This is a genomic window from Providencia sp. PROV033 (assembly GCF_028484855.1).
GTDB classification, from domain to species: domain Bacteria; phylum Pseudomonadota; class Gammaproteobacteria; order Enterobacterales; family Enterobacteriaceae; genus Providencia; species Providencia alcalifaciens.
In genome coordinates this window covers 1-18,757 of sequence record NZ_JAMPSW010000052.1, presented here as the reverse complement: position 1 = coordinate 18,757, position 18,757 = coordinate 1, and the positions used below count along the sequence as shown (strand labels likewise).

14 protein-coding genes are annotated in these 18,757 nt (G+C 41.5%); 3 read left to right on the top strand and 11 right to left on the bottom strand.

Annotated elements, in window-relative coordinates; all coding sequences use genetic code 11:
• Window positions 1-30 precede the first annotated feature (30 nt).
• Entirely contained in the window at window positions 31-1,518 is a 1,488-nt protein-coding gene (pdxR, locus tag PSF16_RS10535; RefSeq protein ID WP_272689229.1) for a MocR-like pyridoxine biosynthesis transcription factor PdxR, read from the top strand.
• 97 nt (window positions 1,519-1,615) lie between these two features.
• Window positions 1,616-2,197 carry a YebB family permuted papain-like enzyme gene (locus tag PSF16_RS10530; protein ID WP_006659866.1) on the top strand — a complete coding sequence of 194 codons (582 nt, stop codon included), beginning with the start codon at window positions 1,616-1,618 and terminating at the stop codon, window positions 2,195-2,197.
• A 195-nt stretch (window positions 2,198-2,392) separates the two neighbouring features.
• Here PSF16_RS10530 and ahpF read toward each other — a convergent pair whose 3' ends face one another.
• The 6 genes from ahpF to PSF16_RS10500 all read right to left on the bottom strand — a co-directional run bounded on the left by ahpF (window position 2,393) and on the right by PSF16_RS10500 (window position 10,660).
• On the bottom strand, window positions 2,393-3,967 hold the full coding sequence (ahpF, locus tag PSF16_RS10525; RefSeq protein ID WP_006661792.1) for an alkyl hydroperoxide reductase subunit F: 1,575 nt from the start codon (window positions 3,965-3,967) through the stop codon (window positions 2,393-2,395).
• Between the two features lie 127 nt (window positions 3,968-4,094).
• Entirely contained in the window at window positions 4,095-4,658 is a 564-nt protein-coding gene (gene ahpC / locus PSF16_RS10520) for an alkyl hydroperoxide reductase subunit C (protein ID WP_006659869.1), read from the bottom strand.
• Between the two features lie 189 nt (window positions 4,659-4,847).
• The gene (locus tag PSF16_RS10515; RefSeq protein ID WP_272689235.1) at window positions 4,848-5,972 is read right to left on the bottom strand and encodes an ABC transporter permease; all 1,125 of its coding nucleotides are present in this window, start codon (window positions 5,970-5,972) and stop codon (window positions 4,848-4,850) included.
• A 5-nt stretch (window positions 5,973-5,977) separates the two neighbouring features.
• On the bottom strand, window positions 5,978-8,734 hold the full coding sequence (gene rbbA, locus PSF16_RS10510) for a ribosome-associated ATPase/putative transporter RbbA (RefSeq protein WP_272689228.1): 2,757 nt from the start codon (window positions 8,732-8,734) through the stop codon (window positions 5,978-5,980).
• Complete coding sequence (locus tag PSF16_RS10505) at window positions 8,731-9,801, bottom strand: HlyD family secretion protein (protein WP_006659872.1); 1,071 nt, start codon at window positions 9,799-9,801, stop codon at window positions 8,731-8,733. Before PSF16_RS10505 ends, rbbA begins: the two co-directional genes overlap by 4 nt.
• Before the next feature lie 382 nt (window positions 9,802-10,183).
• Window positions 10,184-10,660, bottom strand: coding sequence for a GNAT family N-acetyltransferase (locus PSF16_RS10500; RefSeq protein ID WP_036975775.1), 477 nt, complete (start codon window positions 10,658-10,660; stop codon window positions 10,184-10,186).
• 426 nt (window positions 10,661-11,086) lie between these two features.
• Between PSF16_RS10500 and PSF16_RS10495 the strand changes: the two genes are divergently transcribed.
• Window positions 11,087-12,832: an ABC-F family ATP-binding cassette domain-containing protein gene (locus tag PSF16_RS10495; protein ID WP_272689227.1), complete on the top strand. Its 1,746-nt coding sequence runs from the start codon at window positions 11,087-11,089 to the stop codon at window positions 12,830-12,832.
• A gap of 168 nt (window positions 12,833-13,000) precedes the next feature.
• On the opposite strand, the gene PSF16_RS10490 is transcribed toward PSF16_RS10495, so the two are convergent.
• The 5 genes from PSF16_RS10490 to PSF16_RS10470 all read right to left on the bottom strand — a co-directional run bounded on the left by PSF16_RS10490 (window position 13,001) and on the right by PSF16_RS10470 (window position 18,618).
• Window positions 13,001-13,219 (bottom strand): hypothetical protein, encoded by a 219-nt coding sequence (locus PSF16_RS10490; protein ID WP_006659875.1) that lies wholly within the window; start codon window positions 13,217-13,219, stop codon window positions 13,001-13,003.
• 22 nt (window positions 13,220-13,241) lie between these two features.
• Window positions 13,242-13,781: a PadR family transcriptional regulator gene (locus PSF16_RS10485; protein ID WP_006659876.1), complete on the bottom strand. Its 540-nt coding sequence runs from the start codon at window positions 13,779-13,781 to the stop codon at window positions 13,242-13,244.
• A gap of 250 nt (window positions 13,782-14,031) precedes the next feature.
• Complete coding sequence (tyrP, locus tag PSF16_RS10480; protein ID WP_230083724.1) at window positions 14,032-15,180, bottom strand: tyrosine transporter TyrP; 1,149 nt, start codon at window positions 15,178-15,180, stop codon at window positions 14,032-14,034.
• 82 nt (window positions 15,181-15,262) lie between these two features.
• Entirely contained in the window at window positions 15,263-17,203 is a 1,941-nt protein-coding gene (locus tag PSF16_RS10475; RefSeq protein ID WP_154636615.1) for a pyridoxal phosphate-dependent decarboxylase family protein, read from the bottom strand.
• Between the two features lie 404 nt (window positions 17,204-17,607).
• Window positions 17,608-18,618 (bottom strand): NAD(P)H-quinone oxidoreductase, encoded by a 1,011-nt coding sequence (locus PSF16_RS10470; protein WP_272689226.1) that lies wholly within the window; start codon window positions 18,616-18,618, stop codon window positions 17,608-17,610.
• Window positions 18,619-18,757 lie beyond the last annotated feature (139 nt).

Here is an 18,757-nt window from a genome sequence, read left to right as displayed (position 1 = left end):
ACACTTTTGTGATTTATTTAGGATCCACTTATGAGAAGAAAGCAGCAGGCTCAGTTTCCACTTTTATTGCTCGAACAAGGTCGAATCAATGAAGGGGTTTATCACACAATCCGTAGTGCAATTCTAGATGGCCGAATTGCCGCTGGCCTGAAATTACCTTCGACTCGGGCGCTGGCTGAGATGATGTCAATTTCGCGTAACTCAGTCATTGCGGGATTTGAACGCCTAATTGATGAATGTTATTTATACTCAAAACAAGGCTCTGGAACTTATGTTTCTGCTCAAATTCCTGATGAGTTAGTTCGTACCACAGCCTCTCATCAAGCTTGTTCTCAACAAGAAAATCCTGCACTTTATCTGAACCCCATGTTGAATAACCTTCAACCACTTTGGGAACAATCACGCCCAAATACCAATAAGCGCTCAATATTTAATATTGGCGTCGGTTGTGTTGACCAATTTCCCCATGATCTTTGGGGGCGATTATTAGGGCGAGTTTGGCGAAAATCCAAACGAGAAATTACCCACTATAATCACCCTGACGGCTATACGCCGCTCAAAAAATTATTGGCTGACTATGTGCGTTCAACCCGAGGCGTTCATTGCTCTGACAACCAAATTATTATTGTGAATGGAACACAGCAGGCGATAAATTTGGTGGCTAAAGTCTTATTAAAACAAAATGATACTGTTTGGCTCGATGACCCCGGCTATGATAGTGCTCGTGCGATTTTAACCGCCGCAGGCGCCAATATTTCACCGATCCCCTCTGACCATGAGGGAATGAATATTGAATACGCCGCCGCGCATCATAGTGATGCCAAACTGATTTATACTACGCCATCTCATCAGTTTCCGCTTGGAACAACTTTAAGCTTACCCCGCCGCCTCGCATTATTAGATTGGGCGCAACAAAATAATGCTTGGATATTTGAGGATGATTACAACAGTGAGTTCCGTTTTTTATCCAAACCGATTCAAGCCTTACAAGGGCTGGATAATCATCAACGTGTTATTTATGCTGGTACATTTTCTAAAATGATGTACCCCGGTTTTCGCCTTGGATTTTTAATTGTGCCAGAAAGTCTAAGTGAAGCTTTTACGATGATGAAATATTACAGTGATAGTCATTGTAGCTATTTAGAACAAGCCGCTTTAACACAATTTATTCAAGAAGGTCATTATGCGAGACATATCCGTAAGATCCGCAAAGTATGCTATGAACGCCAAACTGTTTTTTGCCAATCCATCAATCAATATCTCCCGCACATTTTTGATGCTCACATGAATGATTCAGGGATCCATACAATCTGTTGGGTAAAAAAAGGCTATAACTTAGAGATTATCCTAGAGCAATGTCGAGCGCTCGGGTTTGGTGCGCAGCCTCTGTCTCGATATTGCATTAATAGCAAAAATAATAATGCCATTCTATTCGGCTATGCCGCCCATACCGAACAAGAAATCATACAAAATATTCAATTATTAAGTTTAGAATTGATGAAAATATACCCAAGTTAAACAGAAGTGATATTTGCCGCTATTCCGATTGTCGCGAATACCTAACGGCTTATAAGATGACGCCAAGGTCAGTTTTATCATCCGCTTGAGGTATTCCATGACAAAAATAAATTACCCTTATGAGCTTGAAGTCGGTGACATTATTTTTACTAGCATTGGTACTGAAGTTTTCCGCCAAATTGCCTCCGCATCACAATGTTGGAGTAATCATGTGGGCATGATCATCGGTCATGATGGCAATGACTATTTAGTGGCAGAAAGCCGTATTCCATTATCGACCACCACCACATTATCGCGTTTTATTGCCCGTTCATCTGAGCATCGTTACAGTGTGCGACGTTTATCCACACATTTAACCGAGACGCAAAAACAGGCGTTAGTAACACAAGTTTTCCCCCGCTTAAATAAGTTTTACCATACTGGGTTTAAATACGATTCATCACGCCAATTTTGCTCAAAATTTGTATTCGATATTTACCAATCAGCCCTATCTATTCGTATTGGTGAAATCGAAACTTTCAGAGCATTATTAACAAAAAATCCGAATGCCAAATTAAATTTCTGGAAGCTGTGGTTTATTGGCACCATTCCATGGGAACGCACTACCGTCACCCCTGCCAGCTTATGGCATCATCCTGAGCTTTCTTTGGTGTACCGCAGTCACGAAGATATTCATTAAATAGATATCCCAGAGACCATCAAACATGATAATCCCATTGACTATCATCAATATTAATGTCTTATTCCATCACGACATTTAACGGAAGAAAGAATATTGATGTTATTACTTTTCGCTTATCTTGATTATCTTTCACGCACAAAAAAAGGCACTCGCCCCCGAGTGCCTTTTGGCTACAACCCGCTAAACTATGAGCTATTCAGCGGTTCTGGTACTTGTGCGGATGAGGTAATCAAAGGCGCTAAGTGCGGCCTTTGCACCTTCTCCGGCTGAAATGATAATTTGTTTGTAAGGCACTGTTGTACAGTCACCTGCGGCGAAAACGCCTTTCACACTGGTTTCATTACGGGCATCAACTTCAATTTCACCCATACGGTTACGTGCAACGGTATCCCCTAACCAATTGGTATTTGGTAATAAACCAATCTGAACAAATGCACCTGCCACTTCCAAAGAATGCACACTTTCATCGGTACGGTCTTTGTACTCTAAGCTAGTCATTTTGCTGCCATCCCCTTTAACTTCAAGGGTTTGTGCATTCAAAATGATGTCGATATTACTCAAGCTACGCGCTTTTTCTTGTAATACTGAGTCAGCTTTTAATTCTGATGCGAACTCCAATACAGTGACATGTTCGACGATACCCGCTAAGTCGATAGCGGCTTCAATACCGGAGTTACCCCCGCCAATGACGGCTACACGCTTACCTTTAAACAATGGACCATCACAGTGTGGGCAGAATGTAATCCCTTTTGTACGGTACTCTTGCTCACCCGGTACGCCCATATTTCTCCAGCGAGCACCGGTTGCGATGATAATACTGCGTGCTTTCATCACGCCGCCTGATGCCGTTTCGATTTGGTGATAACCGCCAATTTGCTCAGCAGGGATAAGCTTAGTGACTGATTGGCCATCAATTACATCGACATTATAGCTATCTACATGATTTTTCAGGGCACCCGCTAAAATTGCGCCTTCTGTTTTCAATACCGAAATATAGTTTTCGATATCAACGGTATCCATCACCTGTCCACCGAAACGCTCACCGATGACGCCAGTACGGATGCCTTTACGTGCAGTATAAACTGCGGCTGATGCACCCGCCGGACCACTACCGATGATTAAAACTTCAAAGGGTTCACGTTCGCTAATCGCTTTTGCCGCACGCGCATCGGCATTGGTATCAACCTTGCTCACGATTTCGCTTAATGTCATGCGACCTTGACCAAATTCTTTGCCGTTTAAGAAAACCGCGGGAACACCCATGATGTTGCGTTCGTCGATTTCATTTTGGAACAGCGCACCATCAATCGCCGTATGGCGAACGTTCGGATTCAAAACTGCCATCAAGTTCAACGCCTGCACGACATCAGGGCAATTATGGCAAGATAATGAATAATAAGTCTCAAAGTTGAAATCGCCTTCAAGCCCTTTCACTTGGTCCAATAATTCTTGGGCTTCTTTGGATGGATGACCACCCACTTGCAGTAGCGCCAGCACTAAAGACGTAAATTCATGACCTAATGGTGAGCCTGCAAAACGCACGCCAATATTAGTCCCTGGGTTGGTAATTAAAAATGAAGGTGTTCTTTGGGTGGAGTCGTGCTCTTCACGTACAGTCACCTTGTCTGACAGCGACGCAATTTGTTCAAGTAATTGTTTTATTTCAATTGATTTTGCGCTGTCATCTAAATTCGAAACCAGTTCTACAGGTTTAGTTAATCTTTCTAGATAGGCTTTTAATTGAGCCTGTAAATTATTATCGAGCATGTAATCCCCTTGGTCATGAAATCGGGTACATATACCCGTCGTATAGCCCGTTGCAGGCTTTTTACTTAATTGTGTTTAGCGCCTGCAACGTAGCTTATTTTGCAATAGTCTTATCGAGGGTAATCGATTAGATTTTGCCGACTAAATCTAAAGATGGAGACAGTGTTGCTTCACCTTCTTTCCATTTAGCTGGGCAAACTTCACCTGGGTGGCTTGCAACATATTGAGCGGCTTTAACTTTACGCAGTAAGTCAGCAGCATCACGACCAATACCTTCAGCAGTGATTTCGATAGCTTGGATGATACCTTGTGGGTCAACAACGAATGTACCACGGTCAGCTAAGCCTTCGTTTTCACGCATATTTTCGAAGTTACGAGTCAGAGCACCTGTTGGGTCGCCGATCATCGCGTATTTGATTTTACCGATAGTTTCAGAGCTTTCATGCCATGCTTTGTGCGTGAAATGGGTATCAGTCGATACAGAGTAGATATCTACACCCATTTTTTGGAATTCAGCGTAATGGTCAGCAATGTCACCTAATTCAGTTGGGCAAACAAAGGTGAAATCTGCTGGATAAAAGAAGAAAACGCTCCATTTACCTGCAACATCTTTCTCTGTGACTTCGATAAATTTACCGTCTTTAAATGCTTGATTAGAAAAAGGTTTGATTTGAGTATTAATTAATGACATTTGATGTCCTCCTGTTTGGTTGACTATTAAGTTACTGTTTCTCAGAGACTTAATCCAATCAGTCGTTGCTATCGATTTGATAGGCAAAATCTAACCATTAATTAAAAATTGATAGGCGAAGCATTAAAACGCTTACTGATAAAATCCGCAAGCGTTTTATGGAAAATAGCCGATACAGTGCGATAAATACTATGCCATCGTGGCAATAGTTTTACGGAAACGCATTAAGGCAAAGCTAAAAAATACGCTACCGATCACGACCAGAATGGCAAATTGAGGCCATACAATTTGAAAGCCTGCGCCGCGATACAAAATGGCTTGCGCTAAGCTAACAAAGTGCGTGGTTGGCATGGTTAACATAATATCCTGCACCAGTTGCGGCATACTTTCGCGGGCGGTCATTCCCCCTGAAAGCATGTTTAATGGCAATAATACCAGAATCATTAGCAGCCCAAACTGCGGCATTGAACGCGCGATGGTCCCCATAAAAATGCCTATCGATGTTGTGGCAAATAAGCTCAGCGCTACCCCACACATAAACAGCAATATTGAGCCCTCAATAGGCACCTGCAATAAGGTTTTAACCACTAACAATAAAGAGATAGCAGAAGCAATTAATACCACTAATCCCATCGACCAAATTTTCGACATCATGATTTCAAAGGGAGTGAGTGGCATCACCATTAAATGCTCGACAGTGCCATGCTCACGTTCACGGATCAACGCTGCTCCCGTTAAGACAATCGATAACATAGTGATGTTGTTAATGATTGCCATCACAGAGCCAAACCAAGATTGTGTTAAGTTTGGGTTGAAGCGCATACGAACTTCAAGATCGACGGGTAAACGCCCTTGGCTACGGTATTTTGCCAAAAATTCATTTACCTCTCCCAAGGTGATATTTTGTATGTAACTGTTCCCCAAAAAAGCCTGACTCATGCGTGTTGCATCGATATTTACTTGCAATTGAGGATGACGTCCTGCTAATACATCTCTTTGAAAATTGGGTGGAATATCAATAGCGAAAGTATATGCCCCTCTGTCGAGTAATCCATCAATTTGGCTTGGTACAATATCCGCCGGCGGCAAGAAATACGGCTCATAGAAACTATTGATGATTCGGTTCGAAAGCTGGGATTTGTCCTGATCTGCAATCGCAATCGGAGCGTTATGCAATGAGCCCGGTGTCACGGTCGCTGATGAATAAATCGAAACCGTAAAGGCAAATACAATCAGCGCCAACATCGCTTTGTCACGCCCTAAACTTCGTAACTCTTTAACGCCCAGGTTAAATATATTCTGTATTTTACGGATCATCCCTATGCCTCCTGTTTTTTCAGGAAATAAACACTTAAGCCAATCACAATCGGGATTGTGATAACCAACGGGATAAATGAGGCTTGCAAATCAAATAGATTGAGACCTTTCGAGAAAGTACCGCGCGTAATGGTTAAAAAATGCGAGGTAGGATAAATCTGCCCAACCCAACGCCCCATTCCCTCCAAAGAAGAGACGGGGTCAATCATGCCGGAGAATTGAGTCGCGGGGATCAAGGTGATGATTGAAGTACCAAAAATAGCCGCAATTTGGCTTTTCATAAAACAAGAAATCAGCAGCCCCATTCCAGTTGCAATTGTGATGTACAAAAAGGCCGCTAAGCTCAACGATAAAAAGCTGCCTTTAAATTCTACACCAAAGACATAGACAGATAAAATGCAAAGTAATACGAAGTTAAACATCCCCAAGACAATATAGGGAAATTGTTTACCAAGCAGAAATTCTAATTTGGTGATCGGGGTGACATAAAGGTTAATAATCGAACCTAGCTCTTTTTCTCGCACCACACTCAAGGCACTCAGCATCGCGGGGATCATCATCAATAAAAGTGGGATCACCGCAGGAACAATTGCAGGTAAACTGCGAACATCAGGGTTATATCGGTAGCGAGTTTCAATATCCACCGCAGGAATACCCGCTACTCCTGCTGGCTGTCGTGCCGCCATCGTACTTAACCACGCCAAATGCATCGCTTGTACGTAACCGCGTACGGTTTCAGCTCGGTTTGGCATTGCCCCATCGATCCATACGCCCAATTTAACATTGTTTCCTTTGGCAACATCACGAGCAAAGTTAGGCGGAATTTCAATTGCAACGGTGATTTTTCCACTGCGCATACCTGCCTCGAGTTGCTCATAATCCTGCAGAGGCGGCTGCTCAATAAAATAGCGCGATCCGGCTAAATTCAGCGTATAACCTTGGCTTAATCCTGTTTGGTCTCGGTCTAATACAGCAAAACGTAGATTTTCCACATCCATACTGATCCCATAGCCCATAATGAACATCAGAATAACCGTACCTAGCAAGGCCAGTGTGGAGCGAACAGGGTCACGTCGCAGCTCCATGCCCTCACGTATGCTATAGCTAAACAACCGCCGAAAACTAAAGCGCTTTTTGAGCGCTTCAGCCGCTTGCTGTTTTAACTTCGCATCCACATGAAATTCGGGAGCGCTCTCTTGACCCGCATTTTGATCCCCAACCGCATCCTGTAGATACGCGATAAATGTCGCTTCTAAGGTTTCTAACCCACGCTTTTTAATCAGATTTTCTGGCGTATCGCAATCAAGAACTTTACCCGCATGCATCAAGGAAATGCGGTCACAGCGTTCTGCTTCATTCATAAAGTGGGTGGAGATAAAAATAGTGACACCGTCACGTCTTGATAGATCAACCATCAAATTCCAGAACATATCCCGAGCAACTGGGTCAACCCCTGAGGTCGGTTCATCGAGAATTAACATTTCAGGCTGGTGGATCACCGCCACCGCTAACGAAAGGCGTTGGCGTATCCCTAAAGGCAGGTCATCCGGTAAGGTTTCGCGGACATCATCCAAATCAAAACGCTGGCACATTTCATCAATACGCTGATTTATTTTGTCTTCGGGAATGTGGAACAGTTTGGCGTGTAACTCAAGGTTTTGCTGGACGCTCAATTCACTATAGAGAGAAAACGCTTGGGACATGTATCCTACACGCTTACGGGTTTCAATGTCTTTGGGGTCAATCTCTTGCCCAAATAGCCACGCTTGCCCTTCACTTGCTTGCAATAAACCGGTCAGCATTTTCATGGTGGTGGATTTACCACACCCATTGGAGCCTAAAAAACCGAAAATTTCCCCTTTAGGTATTTTGAAATTCACATGATCTACCGCGACAAAATCACCAAAACGCATCGTTAAATTTTGCGCTTCAATAGCGATAACGTTGTCATCTCGCGTATCACGAGACGGAATGACCACTTTTTGGTGACCTGCGCGCTTTTCCTCAGGTAATAAGGCGATGAATGCCTCTTCAAGGTCGTTACAGCCAGTTTGTGCTTTTAATTCAGCAGCATGACCTGTTGCCATCACCTTGCCATCGTCCATCGCAACTAACCAGTCAAAACGCTCAGCCTCTTCCATATAGGCGGTCGCGACCAACACGCTCATATTGGTTTGTCGTTCACGAATACGGTCAATAAGATCCCAAAATTGTGCTCGAGATAAAGGGTCAACCCCTGTTGTTGGTTCATCAAGGATCAGTAAGTCAGGGTCATGAATAAGCGCGCAACATAACCCCAACTTTTGCTTCATACCACCCGACAATTTTCCTGCGGGTCGGTCTTTAAAAGGCGCAAGCCCTGTGCTTTCGAGAAGGTCTTGAATGCGATATGCCCGCTCTTCATTAGATTGCCCAAATAGCCGACCGAAAAAATCGACGTTTTCATAAACTGAAAGTGTGTGGTAAAGGTTTTTCCCTAATCCTTGAGGCATATAGGCAATTTTAGGACAAACATTGCGACGATGGTCGCTATCATGCATATCCCCATTTAAAACATTGACTTGCCCTTGCTGGATCACCCGAGCACCCGCAATCAATGACATTAGGCTTGATTTGCCCACGCCATCAGGACCAATGAGCCCAACCATTTTTCGAGCAGGAATAGAGAGGGTTATGTCGTCCAACGCACAGTTATCACCGTAATGTTGGCTGACATGCTGTAAATCAACAATCACATCATCCATCAATTTATCGGTCATTGTGGTAATCTCACCTCAAGATCAGTTGGCCACGGCGTTTGTTCATCTAGGCGAACATAGGCTTTACCGGGTAAACCTGTTTTCACATATTCAAGATGCTTTTCTAATAATTCAGGGGAAATACGTGCACGAACGCGGAACATGAGTTTCAAGCGCTCATTTTGGGTTTCGACTGTTTTTGGTGTAAATTGCGCAACGCTGGCAACAAATGTCGTTTTGGCGGGGATCACAATGTTCGGCGCGGCATCGAGAATAATATGGACTTCACTCCCTAAAGCAACTTTGCCTGCTTGCTCCGTTGGCAAGAAAAAGGTCATATAAACATCGCTTAAATCCACCATATTCAACACTCGACCACCAGCACCCAGTACTTCACCAGGCTCCGCAACACGATATTGAACACGACCACTGCGCGGCGCTTTTAAAATACTGTCTTCTAAATCAGCGGTAATACGCCTTTCTGTGGCAGTGGCAGCTTCTACACGATTTTTAGCTTGAACAATACCGGCTTGTGCGGAATCAATTGCCGCAGTGGATGCTGCCACTTGCGCTTTAGACGCTTCAAGAGCCGCCTTTGCCCCTTGCATTTGGGCAGTGTCATCATCCACTTGTTGTTGAGAAACAGCTTTAGTTTTGACCAACACGCGGGAACGATTTAAGCGTTTTTGTGCTGCATCCAATTCCGCTTCACGCTGGCGAACGACAGCCTGTGCCGCTAGCTTTTCACTTTTTCGTTGTACTAACCCAGACTCAGCGGTCGCAACAGCACTAATCGCTTGGCGTAATTGAGCTTGTACTTCATGAAGTTGTTCCTGCAAAGCACGAGTATCCATACGAGCTAGTTCTTGACCCTGCTGTACAAAATCCCCTTCTTTGACCAAGATGGTATCGATTCGCCCTGCTGTTTTAGTCGCAATATCTATTTCAGTCGCTTCAATTCTGCCATTGCTCTGTGCAAAACCGTCAGGAAGACTACTCGAATTTTGGTTCCAGTAATAATATCCAGCCGCAGCAATCGCTAGAATTAAAATAATGTAAAACGATACCTTGCGCTTATTTATTTTCATACCATCCCTTCTCTATTCATGAAATAAATTAGTGAATCACAGTCATTTTTTGGCGTTAATTAAATTAATTAGTCACATTACAAAACTGTTTTTTCTTGAAATAAATATCATCTACATTTTTTGTTTTATTATTTTCATAACAGACAGAAGCTATATTACAACCAATTATTAAGTCTATCTTGTTATTTATTATAAGTTTATCAGAATTTAGCTTAGGTTAAATCGCTATATATCACAAAAAAGTTATTCCCTCGAAGAAAGAGGCAATATCAAGTGTAGATAGGAATATAAAAAAGTAACAACAAAGCCAGTAACGTTATTTACTGGCTTTGATTTGGTGATGAAAATATTATTTAGCAGTTAATATTGTTTTATTGAAAAATTAATTGGCAAACTTCGCAATTGTTTCAGCATCCATACGGTAACGTACCCATTCGTCTTGAGGTTGTGCCCCAATACTTTGGTAAAAATCAATCGCAGGTTGGTTCCAATCCAACACGCTCCACTCTAAACGCTGGCATTGACGTTCGTAAGCTAGCTGCGCAATATGCTTAAGTAATTTTTTCCCCGCACCAGCCCCTCTGAATTCAGGGGAAACATACAAATCTTCTAAATAAATACCATTATGGCCTAGCCATGTTGAATAACTAGTAAAAAACACCGCATAACCCGCGGGTTTGCCATCAACATAACACAGTAACGCTTCGGTTTTAGAGTCTGGAGCGAAAAGGGAATTTTCAATATCAGCCACACTCGCTTTTACTTCATGGCGTGCTTTTTCATAGACGGCTAATTCAATGATCATCTCTAAAATCAGTGGCGCATCTTCACGGGTAGCCGTTTTAATTTGTATATCCATTGCTATCTCTCTTTTTGTTTGAGATTCGATTTTAACCATCGATGGTACCAAACCCTAACGATCAGCAGTTTTATTCATCAAAATACTGTGATTATAAGAATGATTTATAGCAATGGTTCACAGCAATAGCTCATAACAACAGATAAACAAAATGAATGGCTGCTATTGCTCTAAAATCGCCCTCTTTGCTATCATTCCTCCATTGTTCAACCGCAATACTGAAAATAAAAAGGAGGTTAATCTTATGCTGTTGTGTGATCTTATTGAATATTCACACTTCTTTGGTAATCGTCAGAGCTCAGGCTTTCACAGTTTTATACTGCGATAACCCTGCCTGAGCAAAGCAGCTAAAGAGTCTTTTCTCAGCTTACTGGGTTGTCGTAATGACATTACCCGGCGTTTTTACGCCTAAAATTTGAGTAAGCTATGAGCACATTATTATCCGTAAAATCATTAAACTACGATACATCAACCACATCATTACTGTCAGATATCAGTTTCACTTTATTGCAAGGTGATCGTATAGGACTGATTGGTCACAATGGTAGCGGCAAAAGTACCCTATTAAAGTTATTAACTTCCCAGTTATCTCCAAATAGTGGGCAAATTACTTATGCTAATCATTGTATTACTGCTTATATCGAGCAACATCTTCCTGCGGAAGTGGCACCCTTAACATTAATCGATGCATTGCTGCAAAAACTGCCTCGGCAAGAGCAAGCCTCTGAGCGTTGGCGAGCAGAAATGTTGTTGACAGAATTAGGGTTTGCACCTCATCAATGGGCGCAATCTGCCAATGCTATTAGCGGTGGTCAACATACCCGTTTACTACTGGGACGTGCATTAATCTGCCAGCCTGACTTATTATTGTTAGATGAACCGAGCAACCACCTCGATTTACCTACTCTTATTTGGTTAGGAAATTTTCTACAAAATTGGAAAGGCAGTTTTGTGTTGGTTTCTCACGATCAATCTTTACTCGATAAAGTTACTAACAGTACGTGGATATTACGGGATAAAACCTTACATTTTTACCGACTTCCATGCAGTTTAGCGCGCCAAGCGCTAGCGGAGACGGATCGTACTGATGAGCATCGCTACCAAGCAGAGCAAAAGGAAATTGATCGTATTGCCTCTAGTGCCAAACGTTTAGCTATTTGGGGTAAAGTTTATGATAATGAAGGACTTTCTCGAAAAGCAAAACAGATGGAAAAACAGATAGACCGTTTAAAAGAGGAACAAACTGACCTTACTGACGGTTATCAATGGCAATTACGACTCAATGGCAAATCGATTCCTGCCAATCGCGTCCTTGAGTTTGATAACACCCAAGTATTGACACCTGATGGGCAATGTCTGTTTTCAGTGCCATTTACCCAAGTAAAAAGTGGTGATCGCATTGCGATTATGGGTGCAAATGGTTGTGGAAAATCCACCTTATTGCGCTTAATTTGGCAACAGTATCTCGCTGATTTACGTCACGAAATGCAACTGAAGTTTCATCCCACGATTTCTGTTGGTTATTACGACCAGCAATTAGAACAGCTGAATGATAATGACAGTTTACTCGATGCATTACGCCACTTTGCTCCCCTTACCGATGAGCAACGAAAAATGGCACTGATCAGTGCAGGCTTTGCTTATCCACGCCATCAACAGAAAGTGGCAACTTTAAGCGGGGGTGAACGGGCTCGCTTATTATTTATTGGGCTCAGTTTAGCGCAATATGCGTTAATTTTGCTGGATGAACCGACTAACCACCTCGATCTTGAAGGTAAGGAAGCCTTGAGTGAGCAAATTGCTCAATTCGAAGGGGCGCTATTAGTTGTTAGCCATGATAAGTGGCTAATTGAGAATAGTTGTCAGCGTTATTGGTATATTCACAATAATCGCTTAGAGGAGTATTTAAATCTTGATTCACTATACCAACAGATAGAAGCGCAATCTGCCGCTTCAGACGGTGTATTCAAGACGAGTCAAGCCAATTTAACTTCAGAAAATACACAGACTGAAGTGGCCCATTCTCATGAAGATGCCTTGCTTGAACAGTTATTGGCACTGGAAGAAAAGCTAGACGCTGATAAGCAACGCAAAGTTCCACATCAGAAGCCGCAACTTCAGCGACAATGGATTGAAGAAATCGCACGAATCCAAGCATTATTGAATATCTAAAATAATAAAGGCTCTAGCGCACATACCGTGTTCTAGGGCCTTTCATTCGATACATCCAGTGACAAAATAATTATTAATAAAGTAACGCAAATTTCCATTAGTGAAACTTTGTGAATTTCACTCTATTCACTCTCAGTTTATGAATAACTGTTTTGCCACAATATTAACTTAGTATTTCTGTTTTTTTGCCCGCTTAAAGTAAGACATTGGGACGCTTGGGCAAACGACTTCTTTAAATTTAGCTTTATTCTTTGGTACTGAATCAGGCTGTTTTTCTTTCGGTTCAACCTGCTTGTTTTCTTCCACTTGTGTCGCTTGTTCCGGCTGCATGGTTTCTTTCATCTGAATTTGCTCTTTTACTTGGATAATATGACGGGTTTTTGCCATGTTATTTTCCTTCTACTTCAATTTATTCTGTGATTAATAGCGCAGCATTCACCTGTTCAATTCGATTCACTGCTTGGTTAATAATCTCGACTACCTGAGCGGATTCCTTCTTAGACAATTGTTGCAAAACAATTTTATGTCTGAGTAAGGACTTAAATTTATCTACCGCTAACTCAATTTCATTGGCAAACTGATTACCTGCCTTCAGTTCTTGTGCATAATTTAGTTTTATTTTGACTTCCGCGAGGATGTCAGCCTTTAAAAGTAAAAAACAGCGCCCCTCTGGAGTAATCGTAAAACACTTACGCCCTTTTCCTGTTTCTTTACTGGTTGAAATAAATCCAAGATCTTCCAGTAATGTCAATGTAGGATAAATAACCCCAGGACTTGGGCAGTAAAAGCCTGCAGTTTCCTCACTGATTTTTTTTATCAGTTCATAACCATAATTCGCGCCATCTACGAGTAAATGCAAAATATAAATACGCAGCTGTTTAGGATTAAACATACGTCGAACACTTTTTCCCTCGCATAAACATGTTTCGAGAGGTTGTTGATTGTCCATTTGATATCTCAGTGAATGTGCAAAAAATTAAAAACCGATATATCTAATATTGTAATCTGTTTTCGGAATAATGCCAGAATTAGATATATCTGTTTTTATCACAATGTGCTAATGATAATTATTATCATTATAATAGCGGGAAAAATTGGGGTGAAAGGTGCAAAACGTGTTTTTAGTGATCTCTGTAAATGAAAAAAGCCAGTTCTGAGAGAGAACGGGCTTTTTGTACTATAAAAATAACTCGTTAGTGTTAGCCGATATCCGGCAATAATTTAAAAACAATGCCTAATTGAATTCCAATAACAACGATGCCACAGAGGAACACAATGAATAAAGCAGGTTTACCACCGAGTACTTGATATTTACGAGGGTTAATATGGCGGGATTTTAATGCCATCGCACTCGGGAGCAATAACGCTAAAATAGATAATGCGATCGCAGCATAACCTAATGCCATCACAAAACCTTTTGGATAGAACAGCGCGAAAACTAATGGTGGTAAAAATGTTAGCAGACCCGTTTGTATACGCCCTGCTGCATTATCCTGACGCTTAAATAAATCTGCCAAAAAGTCGAATAATCCTAATGCAACCCCAAGGAATGATGTGGCTAATGCAAGGCTCATAAACATCTGCGCGACCAATTCAGTTTTACCTGACTGAGCAACAGATTTAATCGCTTCCAGTAACCCATTCAGCCCAGAGTTCTCTGCTAAAATGCCTATAAACGTATTCGTTCCAATGCTACCCAAAGTGGCTATCTGCCATAAAATATAAGCAACTAACGGAATTGCACTACCTAATATAAAGATAACTCTTAGCTTTTTAACATCCCCACCCATATATTTCACCACACTCGGTACACTCCCGTGGAAACCAAATGAGGTAAAGAACACAGGGATAGCGGCAAGGATAAGGATTTTGTCTGTCGGAGCTGAGAGTAAATTCAATTGTTCAACATGAGGGAACATCATTGCCAAAATGATCACTAAAAAGACAATTTTAGCCGTAAATAAAATTCGGTTAATAAAGTCCACGGATGATGTCCCAAAACAGACCACTCCACCACCAATAATCGTAAATACAACTATCCCCATCCAGTCAGCCATTTCGATAGCAAAGCTGCCTTTTAGATTTGATGTGATGATCTGACCCGCACCGGTTACATACGCGGCAGTTAAAGCATACATTAAAAACATCATGCTAAAACCAGTAATAAACTTCCCACTCGAACCTAAATAACGTTGTGCAACGCTACCTATTCCAGTCTCGTGAGACTCATGCTGATACACTTCAACCAGCAAAAGTGCGGTGTAACACATCAATGCCCATAATCCAAATAACATGACTAAACTGACTGAAAATCCATTACTGCCTGCTGCAATTGGCATCGCCAACATTCCAGCGCCGATCGTAGTACCTGCAACAATAAAAACACTACCAAGTGTGCGATTTTTCATATTGAGATCCTAACAAAATTAATTAAACACTAACTTTTTGGATGGAATGATGACGTTTATTTTCTTCATCAATGAGTTGTTGTAATTTGTCTTCAAAGATGTTTCTTAATTCATTCCAGTAGCTTTCGAAATGTTGTTTATCACGTAGGCAATGCGTCATGATTGCAGCCCTTAATACATAAATAGAGTGGACTTTATGCCATTCATCTTCATTAAAGTTTGCATCTAGACACAGACTTTGAGGATTATCACCGTATTCCTCGTAAGTTAATGACGTTGATGAGGTTAAGAAATCATTTGCGTATGTACGCCCAGCGGCATAAGAACACAGCTCATATAGGCGTTTATTTAAATGATTCTGTTTTTCCAAAGAGGTATTCCCCTTCTCCCTAAACATAAAGTTGATCATGTGAAAATCAGGAGTGGGCATAGCAGCAAGCGTGAATTCGCGATCATCAATGATGAATGGTTCGCTCGCATTGATTTTTTCAATCATCCAATTCGCAGTAGTGACACCCGCGGCAATCACCTTGCCATACCCCAATAAGTTTAGTGGCACTAACCGATGCGCAGCCCATACCGCCGCTGCCGTGGCACCCGCTTTAGAGCCTTCCATAATTGATGAGCCCAACAACACATTTTGTTGTTTGTCAGTTTTGCGACTGCTCTCTTTGACTTCTTCAAATACGTACGCAGCATGATAGGAGATCAAATCGACAATACGCTTATCCTTCATACAGATAGCACCTGCTGCATAAGGAATAAAGCCAACTTTATGCGGGTCCACTGTAATAGAGTCCGCTTGATTTAAGGCTCGGAAGCTTTGATAAACGTCAGGTTTTGGCCACACTACATCCGAAGGGAAAACGCCCTCATGATGATAACGTTCAATCAGCTCATCATATTCAAGGAATTGGTTGTTTTCATCACGGAACATTGCACAGGCATAGCCCGCATATGCGGCATCAATATGGACATAGAATGAAACACCGAAACGGTGTTCGCACTCTTCGCGTAATTTGATAACTTCGGCAACATTATCAATTGCCCCTGTTTCAGTGGTGCCAACAACAGCCACAACCGCAAGAATTGGCTCCCCTTTTTCAATCAACGAGAACACGATGTCACGCATTTTCGGTACGTCCGTACGATAGCTTTTATTCACTGGGAGTTGGACGATATTCTGTTGCCCTAACCCTAGGATATCCATCGCTTTCATCCAAGAGTAATGTTTGGATTGTGGCACTAATAATTTACCCAGTTTTCCTTGCTCTACCCCAGTTCCTCGACAAGTTAAATCACGGATCTCTTCGAATATCCCTTGCTTTTTTAGTTCATCAATCAGATCAAGTACCTCACTCGTACGCATATTCAGCAAGGCTTTTTCTGATGTATCTGATAACAGATTTTGGGCTTGAGGATGAGTGGCTATCGCTAAAGGTAATGTTTTGATATTCCTGGCGACCCATAACCCTTCATAGTTAGCAACGGTGCCCCCTGAAGTAATGTGTCCCCATGATGTCTGTAAGTCATACCCAAACATCCCACATAAATCTAACCCTGCTTCAATTTCTAATACGGTGGTAGTTGGAGAGGATTCTTGGGCGCAATTATTGGGGTTATACATCATCGCCATGACATAGGCGAGGTTGGAAATCATCAACGTATCTGCATTCATATGCCCCATATAACGCGGTGAAAACCACGGCACTGAGGTTGTTTTCAACTTAGAGGAAAGCTGGTTAAGAATGCCTTCTGTACGATATAACGTATCCCGATACTCCGGTGCATATCTATCGACGGTAGTCACTAAATCTGGATCTTCAGGATGATATCCCGAACGCCAGTGCATATGCTCAGTGACGGCATATTCCATCATTTCTCTGAAAAATACGGCATTTTCAGATTTTGGTCCTAGGAACAATGCATCAACGTTCATATTTTTATTTTTAAAATTATTCATTATCACTACACCTTCAAACTACAGCTGGCTGGCACCAGCTGCATTAAGTTACTCAACTTATTATCATTGGAAAGTGCAATAACGGGGGAATGTCTGTGTCGAATGACAACTTGTTAATGATATGACTAGACTTATATCACTTAACCTATATTCAGTGGTAGACAAGCCGTTAATGAGCCAACTTGTCTATAGATATAATCCATCTTCATTAAAACATTAACAAACTCACCTCAATTTTGTTCGGATTTGTGGACAGCCACAAAAATTCAAAAATTAATTGTCTGTAAAGAGATATTTACGCTTAAAAGACTTGATAATGTAAATTATTTGTTATAAATAAAAAATAATACCCTAAGTTATCGTTATCTAATCATATAAAAAAAAGAGAAAAAACCAACGCCCATCTATCTGTTTATTAATATAATTTTTCCAATCAAATCACCGGACTCCATGTGTTGATGCGCACTCTCCACTTGGTTTAATGTATATATTTTGTTAATGATTGGTTTTATTTTACCGCTTTGGACTATATCCCAAACCTGCTGATATAACTCTCTCGCGATTTGTGCTTTTTCTTCATTACTTCGAGAACGCATTGTCGATCCCGTGTGAATTAAACGCTTCACCATTAATGGCATCATGTTGAGCTGAGTTGGGTTACCTTTCATCATACCAATTTGAATAATTCGCCCAAATTTTGCCGCAACAACATAGTTTTTACTGACATAATCACCGCCAATAATATCGACAGCCATATTCACACCTTTATGGCTCGTAAAATCTTGAGTGGCTGTGACAAAGTCATTCGTGCGATAGTTAATCACACAGTCTGCACCAAGCGATTTCGCAACCGCGGCTTTTTCTTCTGAGCCAACGGTCGTTATCACCGTAGCCCCAAACGCTTTAGCTAACATTATTGCTACGCTACCAATGCCCGAAGTTCCTCCATGTATAAGCACGGTTTCCCCTTGTTTTAACTGCCCAATTTGGAACATATTCGCCCAAACTGTAAAAAAGTTTTCAGGAATTGCCGCGCCTTCTTCAAAGGATAAATTTCCAAGTGGTAACGCGATATCTTGGTGTACTAGGCAATATTCTGCATATCCCCCACCCGCAACAAGAGCACAAATACGATCACCAATGTTCCACTGAGTGACATCATCCGCTTTAGCCACAACAGTACCAGAGACTTCAAGTCCCATGATCGGTGAAGCGTCTGGAGGTGGTGGGTATGATCCTTTGCGCTGAAAAATATCAGGACGGTTAACACCGGCAGCTTCAACTTTAACAATTAAGTGACCAGCGAGTAATTTTGGGAGTGGAATTTCTATTAATTGCAGTTCATCTGAAACGCTAGGCTCTATAATGTCTACAGCTGTCATTAGTGGCGGCAATGACATAAATTTGTTACTCATTATGACCTCTTTTTATAAACTGATAGGAAAAAATGATATTTTTATGTTTATTCTTGTGTTAATTTAATGCTAATAAATCACCTAAAATAAAACCTGTTTTTATTGAGTTTTTTATTCCTCTTTTTATATATTAAATTTA